We start from the raw sequence: 20,018 nt of genomic DNA, 5'->3' as shown, positions 1-20,018 counted from the left end.
ACCGGTTAGACAAATGGCCTGCCCGTATCTCGCGGGCAGGCTTTTTTGGTTCCCGCAGCGCAAGGAAAGACGGTGCCGCCATGTCGGATGCGATTTCTCCCCTGGCTCCCAAGACCTATCCCGACATGCCGGCCGTTCGCGGCGCCCGCCTGGCGACGGCTTCGGCGGGCATCAAATACGCAGGGCGTACCGATGTTCTTCTGTTGCTTTTCGATGAAGGCACCGAGGTTGCCGGCGTGTTCACCCGCTCGCGCTGTCCGTCGGCGGCGGTCGACTGGTGCCGCGCCAATCTCTCCGCCGGAAAGGCGCGCGCGCTTCTCGTCAATTCCGGCAATGCCAATGCCTTCACCGGACGAAAGGGCGTGGAAACGACCCGTCTGAGCGCGCAATTCGCCGCCGAGGCCGCGCAGTGCGCGCCCGAAGACGTCTTTCTTGCCTCCACGGGCGTGATCGGTGAACCGCTGGATGCGACCAAGTTCAACGGCGTGCTCGGCGCGATGGCGCAACAGGTCGCGCCGACAGGCTGGCTCGACGCGGCGCGCGCCATCATGACCACCGACACCTTTCCCAAGGCGGCGACGCGCAGTGTCGAGTTGGGCGGGGTCCGCGTGACCCTGAACGGAATCGCCAAGGGGGCGGGCATGGTCGCTCCCGACATGGCAACGATGCTGTCGTTTCTGGTGACCGATGCGCCGATCGCGGCGCCGGTTCTCCAGGCACTGCTTGCGGAGACCGTCGGGCCGAGCTTCAATTCGATCACCATCGACGGTGACACGTCGACGTCCGACACGGTCCTTCTGTTTGCCACCGGTGCCGCCGGCGGCGGGCGTGTCGAGACGCTCGACGATCCCAGGCTTCCGCCCTTCCGCGCGGCGCTGGCCGATCTGATGCGGGAGCTGGCGCAGTGGATCGTTCGCGACGGCGAGGGCGCGTCCAAGTTTCTGGAGGTCACCGTGCGCGGGGCCGAAAGCGACGCAAGTGCCCGCAAGATCGGTTTTTCCATCGCCAATTCACCGCTGGTGAAGACGGCGATCGCCGGCGAGGACGCCAACTGGGGCCGGGTCGTGATGGCGGTCGGAAAGGCGGGCGAGCCGGCCGAGCGCGACCGTCTGGCGATCTGGTTCGGCGATGTCCGGGTCGCCGTCGACGGCGAGCGCGACGCGGGCTACGCGGAGGCGGCGGCCACGGCGGTCATGCGGCGCGAGGAGATCCAGCTGACGGTCGATCTCGGCATCGGCACGGGTCGGGCGACGGTGTGGACCTGCGACCTGACCAAGGAGTATGTCGCCATCAACGGCGACTACCGGTCCTGACGCGGACAAGAAACCGTGGAACACACGTCCATTCCGGCGATCGAGACCGCCAACCTGAACGGCTTTCCCGCCGAGATGCAGCGTGCCGACGGCTCATGGCTGACGCTTTTGTCGCCGGGCGTTCCGGCGCGACGTGTCAACTCGCTCAATGTCTTCGACCCTCGGGACGACGCCCGGATCGAGGCGCGGCTCGACGAGACCCGCGCGCTTTTCGCCCATCACGACATCACCTTTCACCTGCGCCATACCCCGCTCACGCCTCCGGCGCTGACTGCGCATGTCGACGCAAGGGGCTGGCTGTCGGCGGGGGAGACCGATGTGTGGACACGACCGGTCGATGCGGCCGGGGCGTTGGATGCGACCGGGATCGATGGCGATCACGAGGCGTTGTCGGAAAATGACGGGATTGGCACCTGTTCGCTTGAGGACTGGCTCGCCGCCTTCATTCGGGTCGGCGGAACGCGCCCGGAAACCGTGGCGCCGGGTGCGGTGGAGCAGCTTGGCGCGGCACTGGCGCGGGTGGCCGCGCGCCGGGTCTGTCTGGTGGCGCGCGGCGGCGACGCGGCCCCGGCTGCGGTGGCGATCGCGGTGGCGGACCGCGACCTGCTGGGGATCTACGACCTGGCGGTGGCGCCGGCCGCGCGGCGCTGCGGCCTTGGCGCCCGGATGGTCGATTGCTGCCTGGAACACGGGCGCCGGTTCGGTTGCCGCACGGCCTGGCTTCAGGTGGTGCGCGAGAACGTACCGGCGCGTGCGCTTTATCGTCAGCGCGGGTTTCGCCATGCATACGGTTATCACTACCGGTTTCCGCCGCCTGGCGGCTGAGCCGGCGTTTTCCCGGATATGGTGAGCAAAGGGTTGTGCCGCCGTGCCGAAACGAGACGGGGTCCTGCATGAAGATGGTTCTGGTCGCGGCCTGCGCGCTGCTCGATGTCGACAACCGGGTTTTGATCGCGCAGCGTCCGGAGGGGAAGGCGATGGCGGGATTGTGGGAGTTTCCCGGCGGAAAGCTTGAGCCGGGCGAGCGTCCGGAGGACGCGCTCATTCGCGAATTGGATGAAGAACTGGGAATTACGGTTAAAAAAGAGTGCCTTGCGCCGTTAACATTCGCCAGTCACGCTTATGAGGAATTTCATCTGCTGATGCCACTTTTCGTGTGCCGACGATGGTCGGGCACGGTTGCAGGCCGGGAGGGTCAGGCGATCAAATGGGTCAAGCCGGTGCGGCTTCGCGATTATCCGATGCCGCCGGCGGATGACCCCTTGATCCCGCATCTGATCGATCTCGCCTGAAGGTTTTCTCCGCGGAGGGAACGGCCGTGCCGAAACAACAACGGGACGCGCCAGATGACCGCCATTTCAAAACGCCTTCGCAACGGCAGCGACCGGATCGCCTCCCTGTTCGACGGGTTCGGTCACGACGAGTGCGGAGCGACGGCGGTCGAGTACACAATGATCGTTGGGCTGATTTCCTTTGCCATCCTGCTGTCGCTTTCGGCCATCGGCCGGGTCATCGACGAGGATGTGTTCACCGTTCTCGCCAGCGCGGCTTCCGCGATCTGAGGCTGGCGCTTTCCGGCCCGGCCGGCTTTCCTAGGATTTGTCCTGCCGCCGGTCGAGCGCATCGAGCGCATCCGACAGGCGTGTTTTCGCCGATCCCGGCGCCAGCGGTTTTTGCTGGCTTTCATGCGGTGCCCATCCGGAAAGCGAAACGATATCGAAGGTGGCGCGGAGACGTCCGTCGGCATCGGCATGGTCGCTTGCGTAAAGTTCCGCGGCACGCGCAAGGACGGCACGCGGCAGCGGCCTGCGGGAGCGCTCGGTGAGCGCGTTGGCCGCCCCCATCGCCCGCAAGTCGCCCAGGAGCGCTAAGATGTCGCCGTAGCGCACCGTGACACGGTCGACATCGGCAACGGGGAGCGCGAACCCTGCGCGCTGCAAGAGCGCGCCAAGCGCGCGCGTGTCGGCAAAGGGGGCAACGCGCGGCGCCGCGCCGCCTGTGACTTCCAGTTCCGCACGCATCAAGACGTCCTTCAGTTCATGCAGCGTTTCGCCGCCAAGAAGCGCCGCCAGAAACAGTCCGTCGGGTTTCAGCGCCCGGCGAATCTGGATCAACGCGCCGGGCAGGTCGTTGACCAGCTGCAGCGACAGCGCGGAGACGACCAGGTCGAGGCTTTCACCGGCGAAGGGCGGAAACGCGTCATCGGCAACGAGATGCGCACCCGGAGAGGTGGTGTCGTGGGTCAGGACGTCGACGCGTACTGCCCGTTTTACGCCGGGCATGCGCGCAAGCACGTCATGCATCCGTCCGGTGTGACCGCCGAGGTCCACTGCCGTTGCAAAGCTGCGCGTGACGATGGCAAGCCGATCCGCCAGATCGTCGACCGCATGGGCGAGCAGGAAGTCCGCGCCGGGTTCGCGCCGCGCCAGCGCCCGCGCCTTGCGCCGCGCCAGCAAAGCGCGGTCGAAGACACGCGGGGCGGCATCCTGATCGCGGTCGCGGTCGCGGTCGCGGTCGGGAACGGGGGCAGGTGGCTGAAGGGTCGGCATGGCGGTGTTCCGTCGTGTTGACGCCCGATGGCTGTGCGGACGGGCGCGCGGGCGACCGTGTTCGTGATAGGCTTGCATATGGCGGCGGCGCGCCGCTTCGTCAAAACACGGCGTCCCTCCCGCGTCAACGCGGAGGCCGAGGTCACGAGAAAAACGGGGCAGCAACGTGGACCGGCAGGCCGGCATGTCAGCAAACGGATCGGGGTCCGGGGAGGCCGGCGGTCCGGCGCGCGCCTCGCCGGCGATGCTGCTGTTGCAGGGCGCGCGCCGGTTCTTTCGCGCGGCCAACGATCTCGTCCTGCCGCCGACCTGTCTCTGCTGCGACCGGCTGGTGGCCAGCGACCAGGCGCTGTGCTTCGACTGCTGGCACAAGATGCCGTTTCTCGCTCCGCCCTGGTGCCAGCGTCTCGGTTTGCCCTTCGCCTATGATCTCGGGCCGGGCGCGGTGTCGCCGCAGGCGATCGCCCGGCCACCGGTCTATGACAGGCTGCGGGCCGTGAGTGCCTACAGCGGACCGGCACGGGCACTGGTCGCTCGATTGAAGTATCACGACCGCCCGTCGGTCGCGCGCGCGATGGGACGCTGGATGGCGCGCGCCGGGGACGAGCTTTTCGCCCTGGACGCCGCCGACGCCGGGCCGCCCCTGCTGGTTCCCGTTCCCCTGCACCCTTTTCGCAACTGGGCGCGGCGCTACAACCAGGCGGGGCTTCTGGCGCATGAGATCGCCCGCGCCCGCGTCGGGGTCGACATCTGTGCGGATGGATTGCGCCGTGTCCGCTCGACGCGCCGTCAGGTCGGCCTCGACGCGAGCGCGCGTGCGAAAAACGTGCGCGGGGCCTTTGCCGTCTCCGGCGAGGGCGCGTTGAAGATCGCCGGGCGGCGCTGCGTGCTCGTCGACGATGTTCACACGACGGGGGCGACGGCGAACGCGGCGGCGCGCGTTCTGGTGAAGGCCGGGGCGGCGTCGGTCGATGTGCTGGTTTTCGCCCATGCGGGAGCAGACCGGCCGCTGGGATAATGTCGTGGCGCGATGGCGGCCCTTGCACAGCGCCGCCTTTGATCGATATATCCCGACCGGGGCCGCATCCGCGTGCCCTGCAAGGGCAAATGTGTTTGGGAAGGCGGCGACATGGCGGTTGAAGTGTACACGCGTCAAATGTGCGGGTTCTGCTCGATGGCGAAGACCCTTCTGCAGAAGAAGGACGTCGCGTTCCGGGAATTCGACGCGACCTTCGATCCGGGGCTGCGCAAGGAAATGATCCAGCGTGCCAATGGCGCCTCGACATTCCCGCAGATCTTCATTCACGATGAGCATGTCGGCGGCTGCGACGAGTTGATGGCGCTGGAACGCGCGGGCAAGCTCGATGCGATGCTGACGGCTTGACGCGGGACCGGCAGGGTCTTGCCGAGCGAGGGATGAAGGAATTCAGATGACCCATCTTTGCGCAGCCGTGATCCAGACCCGAAGCGGGCGCGACATCGCCCGCAACGTGGAGGAGACGAGCGCGCTGATCCGCGCGGCGGCGCGCGCCGGCGCGCGCTATGTCCAGACACCGGAAATGACGCATCTCCTGGAAAAAAGCCGAAAGGCGCTGTTTTCCAAGATCGCCCCCGAGGACGAGGATGAGGGCGTCGCCGCCTATGGGCGACTGGCCGGAGAACTCGGCATCCACCTGCATATCGGCTCGCTCGCCATCCGCACCGGCGCAGACAGCGTTGCCAACCGCGGGTTTCTGTTTGCGCCCGACGGCGGGCTGGTGGCGCGCTACGACAAGATCCACATGTTCGATGTCGATCTTCCCAATGGCGAAAGCTGGCGCGAATCCGCCACCTATGCGCCGGGGAGCGAGGCTGTGGTGGTCGACCTGCCGGATGCAAGGCTTGGCATGGGGGTGTGCTACGACATCCGCTTTCCCGCACTTTATCGCGCGCAGGCCAGGGCCGGGGCGCAGATCCTCACGGCGCCGGCCGCCTTCACCCGCCAGACCGGCGAGGCGCATTGGCACATCCTCCAGCGCGCGCGGGCCATCGAAACCGGCGCCTTTGTTGTCTCCGCCGCACAGGGTGGGCGTCATGAGGACGGGCGCGAAACCTACGGCCACAGTCTCGTCGTTGCGCCCTGGGGGGAGATCCTGGTGGAAATCGACCATGACGAGCCCGGCTATGCGCTGGCTGAACTCGACCTCGATCAGGTCGCGGCGGCGCGCCAGCGCATTCCCGCGCTTGCCAACGGGCGCGACTTTGACGTCGTCCAGGTTGGCGCGAACGCCGGGGTATCGGCGTGATCCGCTACCAGCTGCGGTGTACGGACGGTCATGGGTTTGAAGCCTGGTTTCGCGGGTCGGACGACTTCGAGGCACAAAAAGCGCGGGATCTGGTGAGTTGTCCCTCATGCGGATCGACCCGTGTCGAAAAGGCATTGATGGCGCCTGCGGTCTCGACCGCGCGCTCGCGTCTCGAACGCCCCGATCCGCCCGCCGTGCAAGGCGGTGCCGACAGCGCGACAGACAAGGCCGGCGTGTCGGCAGCCGGCCTTCCGGCAGCGCAGGAGGCGCAGGCCGCGTCCCCGGCGCCCGTTGCCTCCGAATCCGGCGGACGGGTTGCGGAGATCGTGGAAAAGCTCCGGGCGCTTCGCACGGAACTCATGGCCAAAGGCGAAAACGTCGGATCGGCCTTCCCCGAGGAAGCGCGCAAGATCCACTACGGCGAGACCGAAGAGCGCGGCATTTATGGCGCGGCCACGCGTGAAGAGGTCGGGGAACTGATTGACGAGGGCATTGCGGTCCTGCCGCTTCCGGTATTGCCCGAAGATCGCAATTGAGCGGAAAGATCAGCGCAACCAGTTCCGCATGATTGCGGTAACGGTGTCGGGCATCTCCAGTGTGGGAAGATGGCCGGCATCGGAGACGATCTCGAGCCGGCTTTCCGCGATCAACTCGTGCATCTCGTGCGCCCTGTCCGGAGGCGTCAGCCGGTCGCCTTCACCGACGACGACGGTGGTCGGGCAGGCGATTGCGGGCAGATGCGGACGGGCATCGGGACGGGCGAGGATCGCCTCCTGCTGACGCACGAAGGCGTGCGGGCCTGTTTCCTCTGCCATGCGCGTGCACACGGCCTTCAGGGCCGTGTCGTCTTCGCGCCGCTCATGGACGAAGAGCGGGTAGAGCGCCGGCAGGATCTGGTCGAACCGTCCGTCTTGCGCCAGCGCCATCTGGCGGCGGCGGTTTTGGGTCTGTTCCGGCGCATCTGGGCGCGCGGTGGTGTCGAGCAGCATTAGCCGCGTGACCCGTTGCGGCGCCTTGCGCATCACCGCCATCGCTACATAGCCGCCCATCGACAGTCCGGCGAGGGCGAAGCGCTCCGGTGCCATCTCCAAGAGCCGGTCGGCGATCGCGTCGAGCGTTGTGTCCGTTTGGTGGTCGGCGATCATCACCGCCCGTCCCGCGACCGCCTCGATCTGCGGTTGGAACAGCGCCCGGGTGCACAACAGCCCGGGGACGAGGACAAGTGGCGTATCGCTCATTCCGGTCTCACGCCGCCTGGTCCGCATCGCGCGAAAACAGCATCATGTAGTTCACGTCCATGTCGGCAGAGCGGTTCCATGTGTCGGCGAGCGGATTGAAGGTGACGCCGCAGCGATCGCGCACGGTCAGGCCGGCGGCCGTCAGCGGGCCTTCCAGTTCGTCCGGCTTCACCAGCTTCTCGTAGCTGTGGGTGCCCTTGGGCAGCCAGCGCAGGACGTATTCGGCGCCAACGATCGCGAGCGCATAGGCTTTCAGCGTGCGGTTGATGGTCGCCATGAACATCAGCCCGCCGGGCTTCACCAGTTGCGCGCAGGCGTCGAGGTACAGCGGCACGTCGGAGACGTGTTCGACGACCTCCATGTTGAGCACGACGTCGTATTTTTCACCGGCGGCGGCGAGATCCTCCGCCGTGGTGGCGCGGTAGTCGATCTGAAGGCCTGAGCTTTCGGCATGAAGCTTTGCGACCTCGATGTTGGTGGCGGAGGCATCGGCGCCGACGACATGCGCGCCGAGACGGGCCATGGGTTCGCACAAAAGCCCACCGCCGCAGCCGATATCGAGAAATGTCAGGCCCTTGAAGGCGTCCGCCGCGCGGTCGTCGCAGCCGAACCGGGCCGAGACCTGCTCCTTGATGTAGGTGAGGCGGACGGGGTTGAACTTGTGCAGCGGGCGGAACTTGCCGGCCGGGTTCCACCATTCCGCCGCAAGCGCGGAAAATCGGGCGACCTCGGCATCGTCGACCGTGCCGGTGGTGGTGCCCTTCGAAGACTGTGCGGCGCTCATCGTGTGGTCCCTTTCGCTTGGTTCTGGTTTGGTCGATGGTCGCAGGCGCTTTGTCAAGCGCGACAGTTGCGGTGGGGCGTCGCAGTCTGTATGGCTATGCGCCGATCCGCCCGGCTTTACGCCGGTGCGGCCCCTTTCACGCTCGCAGTGTCATACGTGTGCCATGGCCCGACTGGTTTTGAAGTTCGGCGGAACATCCGTCGCCAATATGGAGCGGATCCGAAACGCGGCGCGCCATGTGAAACGCGAGGTCGATGCCGGCCATCAGGTGGCTGTCGTCGTCTCGGCCATGTCAGGCGAGACCAACAAGCTCGTCGGTCTGTGCCGCGAGGCCTCGGCGATGCACGATGCGCGCGAATACGATGCCGTGGTCGCGTCCGGCGAACAGGTGACGAGCGGGCTCCTCGCCATCGTGCTGCAGGACATGGGCGTCGAGGCTCGATCCTGGCAGGGCTGGCAGATCGCGCTGAAGACCGATTCCCAGCATGGCGCCGCGCGCATCACGGAGATCGACGGCGACCGGCTGATCGAGCGCCTCGACAATGGGCAGGTCGCCGTGGTCGCCGGGTTTCAGGGCGTTGCGCCTGACAACCGGATCGCGACGCTCGGTCGTGGCGGATCGGACACCAGCGCGGTGGCGATCGCCGCCGCCATCGGCGCCGACCGCTGTGATATCTATACGGATGTCGACGGGGTCTACACCACCGACCCGAGGATCGTGCCGCGGGCGCGGCGGCTGGAACGCATCGCGTTCGAGGAAATGCTGGAGATGGCCTCGCTCGGCGCCAAGGTGCTGCAGGTGCGCTCCGTTGAAATGGCGATGGTGCATGGCGTGCGCACCTTCGTGCGTTCAAGCTTCGACGATCCGGATGCGCCGCAGGTCGGCGCGGGCGGCCTGCCGCCGGGGACACTCATTTGCGACGAGGATGAAATCGTGGAACAGCAAGTCGTGACCGGTATCGCCTTTGCAAGGGACGAGGCGCAGGTCTCCATCCGCAACGTCGACGACAAGCCGGGCGTCGCCAGCGCCGTCTTCGGATCGCTTGCCGATGCGAACATCAACGTCGACATGATCGTCCAGAACATCTCGCCCGACGGGCGCACCACGGACATCACCTTCACGATTCCCGAAAGCGACTACGACCGCGCCTTCGTCGTTCTTGAGGACCAGCGCGACGCGATCGGCTACGAGGCGATCGAGGGCGCGCGCGACGTGGTGAAGGTTTCGGTGATCGGCATCGGGATGCGCTCGCATGCGGGCATAGCGGCGCGCTGTTTCGAGGGGCTTGCGCAAAAGGGAATCAATATCCGCGCGATCACCACATCGGAGATCAAGATCTCCGTTCTCATCGATTCCGCCTACACCGAGCTTGCGGTGCGGACTCTCCATTCGCTATACGAACTGGACGGGTAAGCGAACGGCTGCCGGTCCCGCTGTCTTGCAGGGCCGGATGTCGGTGGGCTTGTCGCCCGTTCGGACCAGGCGGAAAGGACTAGACGGGTGATGCGGAGCACTCTCGCCGGCCCCCGTGTTCTGCTGCGGCGTCTCCGTGAAGTGATGGCGGAGCCGATCAACGCTCAGGAACGGCTCGACAAGATCGTTGTCCTGATCGCGGCCAATGTGGTGGCCGAGGTCTGCTCCGTCTATATTCTGCGCGCCGACGGCGTGCTGGAACTCTATGCGACCGAGGGTCTCAACCGCGACGCGGTGCACAAGACCAGCCTCAAGGTCGGTGAAGGTCTCGTCGGCCTGATCGCCGCCGATGCGCGTCCTCTCAATCTTCCCAACGCCCAGGCCCATCCCGCCTTCGCCTATCGGCCGGAGACGGGCGAGGACGCCTATAATTCCTTCCTCGGCGTGCCGATCCTGCGCGCGGGCCGCACGCTCGGTGTGCTGGTGGTGCAGAACCAGTCGCACCGCACCTATTTCGAGGATGAGGTCGAGGCGCTGCAGACCACCGCGATGGTGATTGCGGAAATGGTCGCGGCCGGCGAACTGGAAGCCATCGTCCAGCAGGGCACCAAGCTCGACCTGACGCGGCCGATGCATTTTCATGGCGTTGCGTTGTCCGACGGTGTCGGGCTTGGTCATGTGGTGCTGCACGAACCGCGGGTGGTGGTCACCAATCTCATTGCCGAGGATGCCTCCGCCGAGCTTGCGAAACTGGAGCGCGCGATCGCGCGCTTGCGCATTTCCCTTGACGATCTGCTGGCTTCCGGCGATTTCGCGCAGCACGGCGAACATCGCGAGGTGCTGGAAGCCTACCGGATGTTCGCAAACGATCGCGGCTGGATCCGCAAGATCGAGGAAGCGATCAACAACGGTCTGACTGCGGAAGCCGCGGTGGAGAAGGTCCAGTCGGACACCCGCGCGCGGATGATGCGCCAGACCGACCCCTATTTGCGCGAGCGGCTGCACGATCTCGACGATCTCGCGCACCGGCTGATTCGCGAGCTGATGGGCCGCCAGCACGGGCCGGTGTCGGAAAGCCTGCCGCAGGACGCGGTGATCGTGGCGCGCAACATGGGCGCGGCGGAGCTTCTCGACTACGGTCGCGACCGCATTCGTGCCGTGGCGCTGGAGGAAGGCGGACCGACCAGCCACGTCACCATCGTGGCGCGGGCGTTGGGCATCGCCGCCGTCGGACTTGCGGAAAACCTTGTCAGCCTGGCGGAATCCGGCGATGCGGTGATCGTCGACGGCGAAAGCGGCCAGATCCACCTGCGCCCGGCGCAGGACATCGAGAACGCCTACGCCGAGAAGGTGCGCTTTCGCGCCCGTCGTCAGGCGCAATACCGGCGGTTGCGCAACAAGCCGTCGATCACCCGCGACAATGTCGACATTTCGCTCCAGCTCAACGCCGGCCTGCTGGTCGACCTGCCCGCGGTCTCCGAATCGGGCGCGGCCGGCGTCGGACTGTTCCGCACCGAGCTTCAGTTCATGGTGGCCTCGTCGTTTCCGCGCATGAGCGAGCAGACCGACTATTATCGCCAGGTGCTCGATGCGGCGGACGGACGGCCCGTGACCTTCCGCACGCTCGACATCGGCGGCGACAAGGTGCTTCCGTATCTACGCGCGATCCAGGAGGAAAACCCGGCGATGGGCTGGCGGGCGATCCGCTTCGGACTCGACCGTCCGGGCATCCTGCGCACCCAGATCCGTGCGCTGCTGCATGCGGCGGCGGGCCGGGAGCTTCGCATCATGTTCCCCATGGTGTCGGCGGTTTCGGAGTTCCACCAGGCCAAGGCCATGGTGGACCGCGAGATCAAGCATCTGCGCCGGCACGATCACAAAGGGCCCGAGCGCCTGCAGCTCGGCGTCATGATCGAGGTGCCCTCGCTGCTCTATCAGCTAGACGAGCTGTTCGACGTCGTCGACTTCGCCTCGATCGGCTCCAACGACCTGTTCCAGTTCTTCACCGCCGTGGATCGCGGCAACACGCGGGTCGCGGGGCGGTTCGACACGATGGGCGTGCCGTTCCTCAGGGCTCTGCGCCAGATCGTCGAGCGCGCGAATGCGCACAACACGCCGGTCACGCTGTGCGGCGAAATCGCCGGTCAGCCGCTGCAGGCGATGGCGCTTGCCGCACTCGGTTATCGCGCCCTGTCGATGTCGCCGGCGGCGCTTGGGCCGGTGAAGGCCATGGTGCGCGGCCTCGACCTCGGGCGGTTGTCGGCACGGCTTCTTCCCCGGCTGGAAACGCCCGGGGCGCTTGAGGACCCGCGCGCGCTTTTGCGCGCCTTTGCCTCTGACAACGACATTTCGTTGTAGCGAGCCATTCTCGCCCCGCCACCGGTGCGGTCACGACCGGTCTTCAAGCCTGTTTTCCAAAATCAGAAGGATGTCGTCACGCAATGATTGCGGCGGAAAAACTGGAAGCGCTTCTGGCGCGCGTTGCCGAGATCGAGCACGGGATGACGCAAAACCCCGATCCGGAAACCTATGTGCGCCTGTCGCGCGACTACGCCGAACTGGAGCCGCTGGCGGCGAAGGTGCGCGCGCTCCAGGAGGCCGAGGCCGAACTTGCCGACGTCGAGGCGATGATCGCCGACGCCGGCGACGACAAGGAGATGCGCGTGCTGGCCGAATCGGAGCGCGGGACGCTGGTCGAGCGCATCGAGGCGCTGTCGCAGGAGGTGCGCCTGGCGTTCCTGCCGCGCGATGCTGCCGACAGCCGAAACGTCATTCTCGAGGTGCGGGCCGGGACCGGCGGCGACGAGGCGGCGCTGTTTGCCGGCGATCTTTTTCGCATGTACCAGCGCTTCGCCCAGCTTCAGGGCTGGAAGATGGAGATCCTGTCGGCCAGCGAGGGCGAGGCCGGCGGCTACAAGGAAGTGATCGCGTCGGTCTCGGGGCAGAATGTTTTTGCCGGACTGAAGTTTGAGTCCGGTGTTCACCGGGTGCAGCGGGTGCCGGACACGGAATCGGGCGGGCGCATCCACACCTCGGCGGCGACGGTCGCGGTTCTCCCGCAGGCGGAGGATGTCGACGTCACCGTTGCCGATGCGGACCTGCGCATCGACACGTTCCGCGCCTCGGGCGCCGGCGGCCAGCACGTCAACACCACCGATTCGGCGGTGCGCATAACCCATATTCCCACCGGCATCGTCGTCGGGGTGCAGGACGAACGCTCTCAGCACAAGAACAAGGCCAAGGCGATGCAATTGCTGCGCGCGCGCATTTTCGATGCGGAACGCGCGCGCCTTGCCGACGAGCGCACCGAGGCGCGCCGGCTGCAGGTCGGCTCCGGCGACCGGTCGGAACGCATCCGCACCTACAATTTCCCGCAAGGGCGGGTGACCGACCACCGCATCGGGCTGACGCTCTACAAGCTCCCAGAAATCGTCAGCGGCGAGGCGCTCGGCGAGGTGATCGATGCGCTGATCCTCGATCACCAGGCCGGACTTCTGGCGGACGAAGGCCTGTGACACCGCATTCCGGCGACGGCGGGGCACCGGAATCGCTTGGCCGGCTCGCGGCGCGACTGCGCACGGCGTTTCGCGATGCGGGGATGGACAATGCCGCGCTCGACGCGCGCGTGCTGGCCGCCTTTGCCGCAGGGGTCGGGGTCGACCGTGTCGTGCTGGATCCGGATGCGCTGGTCTCTTCGCAGACTGCCGATCTGGTCGCGCAATTCATGGCGCGCCGGCTTGCCGGCGAACCCGTCGGCCGCATTCTGGGCCTGCGCGAGTTCTGGGGGCTGGATTTCGCCCTGTCGACGGAAACGCTCGAGCCGAGGCCCGATACCGAAACGCTTGTCGAGCAGACGCTTAGGTGGTGCGAGGCGCAAGGCGGGCGCGACCGGTCGTGGCGGTTCGCCGACATCGGGACAGGGAGCGGGTGTATCGCCGTCGCGCTCCTTAATGAGTTGCCGGCCGCGCATGCGCTCGCCCTCGACCTTAGCGAACCGGCTCTGGCGACGGCGCGCGAGAATGCGGAGCGCCACGGGGTGGCCGCGCGGTTCAGCGCCGTTCGCGGCGATTTCGCCGATGCGCTGGCGCCCGGTTTCGACATCCTGGTGAGCAATCCGCCCTATATTGCGCCCGGCGAAAGCGGGGACCTTTCCCGCGAAGTGCGCCTGTTCGATCCGCCGTTGGCGCTGTTTGCAAAGGACAACGGACTTGCCGCCTATCGACGAATCGCCACCGAGGCCGCGCGTGTTCTGGTCGATGGCGGCGTGGTGCTCGTCGAAATCGGGGTGTCCCAGGCGGCCGCCGTGCGTCGGATCCTGAACGACAGCGGGCTGGAAGACGTTTCGGTCTTTCAAGACCTTGGAGGTCGCGACCGTGTCGTTGTCGCGCGCAGGGTTGCAAAATGACACCATATTTTGCCTGTTTGAAAAAGACGCTTGGAAAACCGGGCGGAACCGGCTAGTTTCTGAGCGCCGAGACCCGACGGGGGTGGTGCTATTATCCACGGGTCGGCAGTTCGACAAGTTTTTGAGAGACTTTTCGTTCCAGCCGGATCCTGCATTGTGCGACGGGCATCCACCGTCGAGGACAATGCGCCGAGGACTTTCGGGTCCCAGGGCAACTTGGCATAGGTCTGTTCAGGTTACTCCTTCCAGAAGGCCGGAGAGGCAGGCGCTCACGCGTCGCCTTGCTTCCGAGTGAAGGGCCTGCACGGACCGCGCAACACCGACTTTGTCTCGTTGCGTTTCATGGCGCCGGTTCGTTTCGGACCGGACTGTTGATCGGCCGTTGTCGATCGCCGTTCCTGAGAGAAAACGGCAGAATGAGACCAGGAAATCAGAACAACAAACGCATCCGTGGCCGTGGCGGCCGTAAAGGACCCAATCCGCTTTCGCGGTCCTATGAGTCCAACGGACCCGACGTGAAGATCCGCGGAACCGCGCATCATGTCGCCGAAAAGTACCAGCAGCTCGCGCGCGACGCGGCCGCTGCCGGTGATCGTGTGATCTCGGAAAACTATTACCAGCACGCCGAGCATTACCTGCGGATCATCGCGTCTGCCCAGCAGAGCATGCAGCAGCCGGTTGTGCTTCCGCGCGGTGATGAGGCCGAGGACGAGGCCGAGGCGCAAACCGAACGCGCTGAGCATCAGGACCGGCAGGACCGTCGCGACCGCAGTGACCGTGATGATCGCGGCAGCGACCGTGGTACTCGCGGCGCTCGTGGCGATCGCGGCGATCGCGGCGACTGTGATGATCATGACACGGCCGCTTCGGATGACAATGGCAAGCCGGTTATGCCGGTGGATGCGCCTCAGCCCTTTGTCGAGAACATGCCCGTGCTGAACGCCAAGAGCGCAGGCGCCGGTGGCGGCTCCGACACGGCCAAGGCGAAGGACGAGGAGGCCAGCGGCGACGACGAGGATCGCGGACGTCGCCGGACGCGGGGTACGCGGGGACGCGGTCTGCGCAAGGCCCGAAATCCGGGTCAGGGCGACGAGGCCGGTGCCGGAGATGCCGCCCAGGGCGACACGCCGGCCGCAAATGGTCCTTCCGATGCTGCTGCCGGTGGCGGAGAGACGGCGGAACCGGCCGCCGAACCGAAGCCGAAGGCGCGACGCACGCCTCGCCCGCGCACGCCCAAGGCCGCCGCGCCCGAAGAAAAGAGCGAGACGCCGGCCACCAATGACGCCTGATGGTCCGGCGACCGGCACTGTCCGGTCGCGGGACTGACGATCGTCATCGGGCCCTTTGCGGGATCCTGCGGACATGCCGTGGGGCATCTGCGGGGCGGCCAAGGCGGATACCGAGGGGCACGCGTCATCGCGTGTCCCTTTTTTGTTTGTGCTAAGGGGTTTCCCTCTTTTGTGATCGAAATGCCACACTATATCCTGTGAGCGGTCGCTGACGACCGTGTGGGCGCCGAATGCGGGCCCGCAATCCGAAAGGGCGCCCTGCTGCGGGGGGCGACCTGATCTGGAGGTGACAAATGAATTTTGAGAAATACACGGAACGCGCAAGGGGATTCGTGCAGTCGGCGCAGACCTATGCGATCGGCGAATCCCACCAGCAGTTCACGCCCGAGCACCTGTTGAAGGTGTTGCTCGACGACCCGGAAGGCATGGCCGCCGGTCTGATCGAAAAGGCCGGCGGGCGCGTCAAGGATGCGACGCTTGCCAATGACAAGGCGCTTGCAGGCATCGCCAAGGTGTCGGGCGGCAGCGGGCAGCTGTATCTTGCTCCGCCGCTGGCGCAGCTTTTCGACCAGGCGGAGAAGATCGCCGATAAGGCAGGCGATTCCTTTGTCACGGTGGAGCGGCTGTTGCTCGCGCTTGCCATGAGCAAGGACAGCGACGCCGGCAAGGCGCTGGCATCGGCCGGTGTCACGCCGGCCCGGCTCAACGAGGCGATCAACGATCTGCGGCAGGGCCGTACGGCCGACAGCGCTTCGGCCGAAAGCCAGTATGACGCCCTGAAGAAATACGCCCGCGACCTGACCCAGGCGGCGCGCGACGGCAAACTCGATCCGGTAATCGGCCGCGACGATGAAATTCGCCGCACGATCCAGGTTCTGTCGCGCCGCACCAAGAACAATCCGGTGCTGATTGGCGAGCCGGGCGTCGGCAAGACGGCGATCGCCGAGGGCCTTGCCCTGCGCATCATCAACGGCGACGTGCCGGAGAGCCTCAAGGACAAGAAGCTTCTGGCGCTCGACATGGGGTCGTTGATCGCAGGCGCCAAATACCGCGGCGAGTTCGAGGAGCGGCTGAAGGCCGTTCTCTCCGAGGTGCAGGCGGCCGCTGGCGGGATCGTGCTGTTCATCGACGAGATGCACACGCTGGTCGGTGCCGGCAAGGCGGATGGCGCGATGGATGCGTCAAACCTGCTGAAACCCGCTCTTGCGCGCGGCGAATTGCATTGCGTCGGCGCGACCACGCTCGACGAGTACCGCAAGCACGTGGAAAAGGACGCAGCACTTGCCCGACGGTTCCAGCCCGTCTTCGTCTCCGAACCCACGGTCGAGGACACGATCTCGATCCTGCGCGGCATCAAGGAGAAATACGAGCTGCATCATGGCGTGCGGATCACCGACAGCGCCGTGGTCGCTGCGGCGACGCTGTCCAACCGCTACATCACAGACAGGTTTTTGCCCGACAAGGCCATCGACCTGATGGACGAGGCGGCCAGCCGGCTCAGGATGCAGGTCGACAGCAAGCCCGAAGAGCTCGATGAGCTCGATCGGCGGATCATTCAGCTCAAGATCGAGCGCGAGGCGCTCAAGAAAGAGACCGATGCGGCGGCCAAGGACCGGCTAGACAAGCTTGAGGGTGAACTGGCGGATCTGGAGGAAGAGGCGTCGGCTCTGTCGACCCGCTGGCAGGCGGAAAAGCAGAAGCTCTCCTCCGAACAGAAGCTGAAGGAGCAACTGGACCAGGCCCGCAGCGATCTTGAGCGGGCGCAGCGCCAGGGGGACCTGGCGCGCGCCGGCGAGCTTGCCTATGGCGTGATTCCCGATCTGGAGAAGGCGATTGCCGACGCCGAAGGGCAGGACGATGCGGGCGCGATGATGGAAGAGGCCGTCACCACCGATCACATTGCTCACATCGTGTCGCGTTGGACCGGCATCCCGGTCGACAAGATGCTCGAGGGCGAGCGCGAGAAGCTGTTGCGCATGGAAGACGAGATCGCGCGCCGGGTGATCGGGCAGCAGGAGGCGGTGCATGCCGTTTCAACGGCGGTGCGCCGGGCCCGCGCCGGGCTTCAGGATCCGAACAGGCCGATCGGCTCGTTCCTCTTCCTTGGCCCGACGGGCGTTGGCAAAACCGAACTGACCAAGGCGCTGGCGGAGTTCCTGTTCGATGACGAGACCGCGATGGTGCGCCTCGACATGTCAGAATACATGGAGAAGCATTCCGTCGCCCGTCTGATCGGCGCGCCTCCGGGTTATGTCGGTTACGAAGAGGGCGGGTCGCTGACGGAAGCGGTTCGGCGTCGTCCGTATCAGGTCGTCCTGTTCGACGAGATCGAAAAGGCACATTCGGATGTGTTCAACGTGCTGTTGCAGGTGCTGGACGACGGTCGGTTGACCGACGGGCAGGGCCGGACGGTGGACTTTCGCAACACGCTGATCGTGATGACGTCGAACCTCGGTTCGGAATTTCTGACCGGCCAGGCGGAGGGTGAGGATTCCTCGCTGGTGCGCGATCAGGTCATGTCGGTGGTTCGTTCGCACTTCCGGCCGGAGTTCCTCAACCGGCTGGACGACCAGATCCTGTTCCACCGGCTGCAGCGCAACCAGATGGCGGCGATTGTCGACATCCAGTTGAACCGTCTGGAGCGGTTGCTGGGCGATCGCAAGATCGAGCTGACGCTGGACGAGGGAGCCCGCGAATGGCTCGCCGACAAAGGCTACGACCCGGCCTATGGCGCACGTCCGCTCAAGCGGGTGATCCAGCGCGAGGTGCAGGACCCGCTCGCCGAACTGATCCTCGCCGGCAAGGTTGCCGACGGACAATCGGTGCGGGGCTCCGCGGGGAGCGACCGGTTGCTGTTCGAAGTGGCCGGATCCCAGAGCGCGGCCGCCTGACGCCAGGTGCGCGACGCGCGCGTTCGAATGAGCGCCGCCACCTTGCAAACCAAAGGCCCCGGACGCTGGCGCCCGGGGCCTTTTTCATGTCCTGACCCGCGGCAAGGCAGGAAGCCGGCCGTGTCTACGGCTTGGCGAGGGAGGCGACGCGCGAGGGACCGGCCGCGCGCTGGACCAGCGTGTCGATGCGGTCGCGCTCCCGGTTGAAAGCTTCCAGAACGTCCCCCTCCAGCACACGCCCGCGCGGCAGGCGAATGCGCATCGGATTGACGAAGCGCCCGTTCACCTTGACCTCATAGTGCAGATGCGGACCGGTCGACAGGCCGGTCGAGCCGACGTAACCGATCACCTGGCCCTGGCGAACGCGCATGCCCTCGCGGATGCCCTTGGCGAAGCTCGTCTGGTGGCTGTAGGTCGTCGTGTAGCCGTTGGCGTGCTGGATTTCGATGCGGCGCCCGTAGCCCGAGACCCATTTCGCCCGGCTGATCACGCCGCCGCCGGCCGCCATGATCGCCGTTCCGCGCTGGGCGGACCAGTCGACGCCGTTGTGCATGCGCATGGTGCCGACGATCGGGTGTTTGCGCATGCCGAAACCGGACCGGTAACGGCCGCCCGACAGCGGCTTGCGCATCAGGAACTTCTTGGCGCTCTTGCCGGTCTCGTCATAAAAATCGACGACCCCGTCATCCGGCGTACGGAAGCGGTAGAAACGCCGCGTGGTGCTGCGGTTGGTCAGCGCGGTGTAGAGGATCTCCGCCGACACGTCGGCGTCATCCTGCTGAAGACCATAAAACACCTCGAAGGAATCGCCCGGCTTCACCCGCGACTTGAAATCGACGTCAAAGGAAAAGATCCGCACCAGGTCGGAGATCAGGTCCTTCTCGACGTTTTGCTCGAGCGCCGTCTGGTAGAGGCTGTCGTAAAGCGTCGGCGTGGTGCCGGCGTAGCCGACGCGGTCGGCCTCCGCGAAGGCGTCCGGGAGGAAGGTGTCCGGAGCTTCGGCCGCGACGAAGTCGCCGGTGTCGGAGCGTGCAACCGTGGCCTGGTGGTCGGTGTCGGTGTAAAGGCTGATGCGTTGCGGCACCATGCGCTCGGCCGCATCCGCGCTGGCGGCCATCGCCAGACGGATCCGCTGCCCGCTGTCGATGCCCTTGATGCTGAACTCCCGCTCGAAGGCGCTGATGATCGCGTCGGCAGCCTCCTCGCCCGCCGCGTTTTCAAGAAGCACCTCGCGGAAGGTCCGGTCTCCCGAAACCGGAATGATCTTCTCTTCCATGCCGGCGAAAGCATCCGTCGTGTCGCTCTTGGACACGAAGGACACGTTCTCCGGCGTGATGCGCACATTGAGGCGGGACAGCTCGGGCTGTTGCGCCAGGTTGAAGTCGAAACGGCCCGGATCGATCACCGGCCCGGCCACGCTGTCGATGGAATTTCCCGAAAGGAAGCGCGCCGACTGGCGCACGATCTGTTCGATCTCGACGTCCTGCAGCCCGGTCTTGGTGATGGCGAGCGGATTGTCGACCGGAAAGTCGCGGACGCTGATCGACACTTCGCCTTCCACCCGCGCATCGTATACGGCATCGCTGACGGCGCGCTCGGGAAGCACGTTGTTGTCGGAGAAAAGCTTGATCGGATTGAAGGGGGGAATATCCGCGGCTGTTTCGCGCGAGGCGCGCGTCGCCAAGGTGGCGGTGACCAGGGCAAAGGGACGGACCTTGATGTGGTCGCGGTCGCCGACACGATGCACCGTCGACACGGGAATGACCTGACGGTTGGAGTATTGTGCCGCCGCGCGGATCACGCGGTCGCCCTTTGCCGAGTCGCGGCCCGACGTGCCGGAGGACTGGAAG

Annotated in this window: 18 protein-coding genes and 1 pseudogene (1 of these 19 running past the window's edge); 15 read left to right on the top strand and 4 right to left on the bottom strand. The window is 66.0% G+C overall.

The features are described 5' to 3' along the window. Positions 1-80 precede the first annotated feature (80 nt). The 4 genes from argJ (at position 81) to BLU32_RS16290 (ending at position 2,875) form a co-directional block, all read left to right on the top strand. On the top strand, positions 81-1,313 hold the full coding sequence (gene argJ / locus BLU32_RS16305) for a bifunctional glutamate N-acetyltransferase/amino-acid acetyltransferase ArgJ (RefSeq protein WP_093808675.1): 1,233 nt from the start codon (positions 81-83) through the stop codon (positions 1,311-1,313). Positions 1,314-1,328: 15 nt separating this feature from the next. Then, positions 1,329-2,138, top strand: a complete 810-nt coding sequence (locus BLU32_RS16300) for an N-acetyltransferase (RefSeq protein ID WP_093808673.1) — start codon at positions 1,329-1,331, stop codon at positions 2,136-2,138. Between the two features lie 68 nt (positions 2,139-2,206). Beyond that, complete coding sequence (gene mutT / locus BLU32_RS16295; protein WP_093808671.1) at positions 2,207-2,605, top strand: 8-oxo-dGTP diphosphatase MutT; 399 nt, start codon at positions 2,207-2,209, stop codon at positions 2,603-2,605. 54 nt (positions 2,606-2,659) lie between these two features. Further along, positions 2,660-2,875, top strand: coding sequence for a Flp family type IVb pilin (locus tag BLU32_RS16290; protein ID WP_093808669.1), 216 nt, complete (start codon positions 2,660-2,662; stop codon positions 2,873-2,875). Between the two features lie 30 nt (positions 2,876-2,905). Here BLU32_RS16290 and BLU32_RS16285 read toward each other — a convergent pair whose 3' ends face one another. After that, on the bottom strand, positions 2,906-3,862 hold the full coding sequence (locus BLU32_RS16285; protein WP_093808667.1) for a methyltransferase domain-containing protein: 957 nt from the start codon (positions 3,860-3,862) through the stop codon (positions 2,906-2,908). A gap of 184 nt (positions 3,863-4,046) precedes the next feature. Between BLU32_RS16285 and BLU32_RS16280 the strand changes: the two genes are divergently transcribed. The 4 genes from BLU32_RS16280 (at position 4,047) to BLU32_RS16265 (ending at position 6,683) form a co-directional block, all read left to right on the top strand. Next, positions 4,047-4,880, top strand: coding sequence for a ComF family protein (locus BLU32_RS16280; protein ID WP_172838581.1), 834 nt, complete (start codon positions 4,047-4,049; stop codon positions 4,878-4,880). A 111-nt stretch (positions 4,881-4,991) separates the two neighbouring features. Then, a complete protein-coding gene (grxC, locus tag BLU32_RS16275) occupies positions 4,992-5,246 on the top strand; it encodes a glutaredoxin 3 (RefSeq protein WP_093808665.1) in 255 nt (84 codons plus the stop codon). A gap of 46 nt (positions 5,247-5,292) precedes the next feature. Beyond that, the gene (locus tag BLU32_RS16270) at positions 5,293-6,147 is read left to right on the top strand and encodes a carbon-nitrogen hydrolase family protein (RefSeq protein WP_093808663.1); all 855 of its coding nucleotides are present in this window, start codon (positions 5,293-5,295) and stop codon (positions 6,145-6,147) included. Beyond that, positions 6,144-6,683 carry a DUF1178 family protein gene (locus BLU32_RS16265; protein WP_093808661.1) on the top strand — a complete coding sequence of 180 codons (540 nt, stop codon included), beginning with the start codon at positions 6,144-6,146 and terminating at the stop codon, positions 6,681-6,683. The genes BLU32_RS16270 and BLU32_RS16265 overlap by 4 nt, the downstream gene beginning before the upstream one ends. Positions 6,684-6,692: 9 nt before the next feature. On the opposite strand, the gene BLU32_RS16260 is transcribed toward BLU32_RS16265, so the two are convergent. Together BLU32_RS16260 and ubiG are read right to left on the bottom strand one after the other, a co-directional pair. Beyond that, positions 6,693-7,385, bottom strand: coding sequence for an alpha/beta fold hydrolase (locus BLU32_RS16260; RefSeq protein WP_093808659.1), 693 nt, complete (start codon positions 7,383-7,385; stop codon positions 6,693-6,695). A gap of 7 nt (positions 7,386-7,392) precedes the next feature. Continuing rightward, positions 7,393-8,169 carry a bifunctional 2-polyprenyl-6-hydroxyphenol methylase/3-demethylubiquinol 3-O-methyltransferase UbiG gene (gene ubiG / locus BLU32_RS16255; protein WP_093808657.1) on the bottom strand — a complete coding sequence of 259 codons (777 nt, stop codon included), beginning with the start codon at positions 8,167-8,169 and terminating at the stop codon, positions 7,393-7,395. Between the two features lie 163 nt (positions 8,170-8,332). On the opposite strand from ubiG, the gene BLU32_RS16250 reads away from it, so the two are divergent. The 7 genes and pseudogenes from BLU32_RS16250 (at position 8,333) to clpB (ending at position 18,168) form a co-directional block, all read left to right on the top strand. Then, positions 8,333-9,583 (top strand): aspartate kinase, encoded by a 1,251-nt coding sequence (locus BLU32_RS16250; protein WP_093808655.1) that lies wholly within the window; start codon positions 8,333-8,335, stop codon positions 9,581-9,583. Positions 9,584-9,673: 90 nt separating this feature from the next. Next, positions 9,674-11,941: a phosphoenolpyruvate--protein phosphotransferase gene (gene ptsP, locus BLU32_RS16245; protein ID WP_093808653.1), complete on the top strand. Its 2,268-nt coding sequence runs from the start codon at positions 9,674-9,676 to the stop codon at positions 11,939-11,941. An 83-nt stretch (positions 11,942-12,024) separates the two neighbouring features. Next, positions 12,025-13,098 carry a peptide chain release factor 1 gene (gene prfA, locus BLU32_RS16240; RefSeq protein WP_093808651.1) on the top strand — a complete coding sequence of 358 codons (1,074 nt, stop codon included), beginning with the start codon at positions 12,025-12,027 and terminating at the stop codon, positions 13,096-13,098. Continuing rightward, positions 13,095-13,988 carry a peptide chain release factor N(5)-glutamine methyltransferase gene (gene prmC, locus BLU32_RS16235; RefSeq protein ID WP_208976903.1) on the top strand — a complete coding sequence of 298 codons (894 nt, stop codon included), beginning with the start codon at positions 13,095-13,097 and terminating at the stop codon, positions 13,986-13,988. The genes prfA and prmC overlap by 4 nt, the downstream gene beginning before the upstream one ends. 416 nt (positions 13,989-14,404) lie before the next feature. Beyond that, positions 14,405-14,590: pseudogene (locus BLU32_RS22370) on the top strand (DUF4167 domain-containing protein); the annotation flags it as partial. 294 nt (positions 14,591-14,884) lie between these two features. After that, a complete protein-coding gene (locus tag BLU32_RS22365; protein ID WP_244501892.1) occupies positions 14,885-15,277 on the top strand; it encodes a hypothetical protein in 393 nt (130 codons plus the stop codon). Positions 15,278-15,570: 293 nt separating this feature from the next. After that, a complete protein-coding gene (clpB, locus tag BLU32_RS16225; protein ID WP_093808647.1) occupies positions 15,571-18,168 on the top strand; it encodes an ATP-dependent chaperone ClpB in 2,598 nt (865 codons plus the stop codon). Between the two features lie 124 nt (positions 18,169-18,292). Here the strand turns inward: clpB and BLU32_RS16220 are convergent, their stop codons facing one another. Then, positions 18,293-20,018, bottom strand: the 3' portion of a protein-coding gene (locus BLU32_RS16220) for a M23 family metallopeptidase (RefSeq protein ID WP_093808645.1). It continues 236 nt past the right edge of the window; only the last 1,726 of its 1,962 coding nucleotides appear in the window; its start codon lies beyond the right edge, outside the window — the gene reads right to left on this strand; it ends in the stop codon at positions 18,293-18,295.

This window comes from Stappia sp. ES.058 (assembly GCF_900105595.1).
Classification (GTDB): domain Bacteria; phylum Pseudomonadota; class Alphaproteobacteria; order Rhizobiales; family Stappiaceae; genus Stappia.
The sequence above is the reverse complement of the archived record's forward strand: the minus strand, read 5'-3'. Positions and strand labels throughout refer to the sequence as shown.

What these genes read in the sequence shown, in the direction of transcription:
- argJ (WP_093808675.1), top strand. Translation starts at nt 81, where the DNA reads ATGTCGGATGCGATTTCTCCCCTGGCTCCCAAGACCTATCCCGACATG.
- mutT (WP_093808671.1), top strand. Translation starts at nt 2,207, where the DNA reads ATGAAGATGGTTCTGGTCGCGGCCTGCGCGCTGCTCGATGTCGACAAC.
- BLU32_RS16290 (WP_093808669.1), top strand. Translation starts at nt 2,660, where the DNA reads ATGACCGCCATTTCAAAACGCCTTCGCAACGGCAGCGACCGGATCGCC.
- BLU32_RS16285 (WP_093808667.1), bottom strand. Translation starts at nt 3,862, where the DNA reads ATGCCGACCCTTCAGCCACCTGCCCCCGTTCCCGACCGCGACCGCGAC.
- BLU32_RS16280 (WP_172838581.1), top strand. Translation starts at nt 4,047, where the DNA reads ATGTCAGCAAACGGATCGGGGTCCGGGGAGGCCGGCGGTCCGGCGCGC.
- grxC (WP_093808665.1), top strand. Translation starts at nt 4,992, where the DNA reads ATGGCGGTTGAAGTGTACACGCGTCAAATGTGCGGGTTCTGCTCGATG.
- BLU32_RS16270 (WP_093808663.1), top strand. Translation starts at nt 5,293, where the DNA reads ATGACCCATCTTTGCGCAGCCGTGATCCAGACCCGAAGCGGGCGCGAC.
- BLU32_RS16260 (WP_093808659.1), bottom strand. Translation starts at nt 7,385, where the DNA reads ATGAGCGATACGCCACTTGTCCTCGTCCCCGGGCTGTTGTGCACCCGG.
- ubiG (WP_093808657.1), bottom strand. Translation starts at nt 8,169, where the DNA reads ATGAGCGCCGCACAGTCTTCGAAGGGCACCACCACCGGCACGGTCGAC.
- BLU32_RS16250 (WP_093808655.1), top strand. Translation starts at nt 8,333, where the DNA reads ATGGCCCGACTGGTTTTGAAGTTCGGCGGAACATCCGTCGCCAATATG.
- ptsP (WP_093808653.1), top strand. Translation starts at nt 9,674, where the DNA reads ATGCGGAGCACTCTCGCCGGCCCCCGTGTTCTGCTGCGGCGTCTCCGT.
- prfA (WP_093808651.1), top strand. Translation starts at nt 12,025, where the DNA reads ATGATTGCGGCGGAAAAACTGGAAGCGCTTCTGGCGCGCGTTGCCGAG.
- clpB (WP_093808647.1), top strand. Translation starts at nt 15,571, where the DNA reads ATGAATTTTGAGAAATACACGGAACGCGCAAGGGGATTCGTGCAGTCG.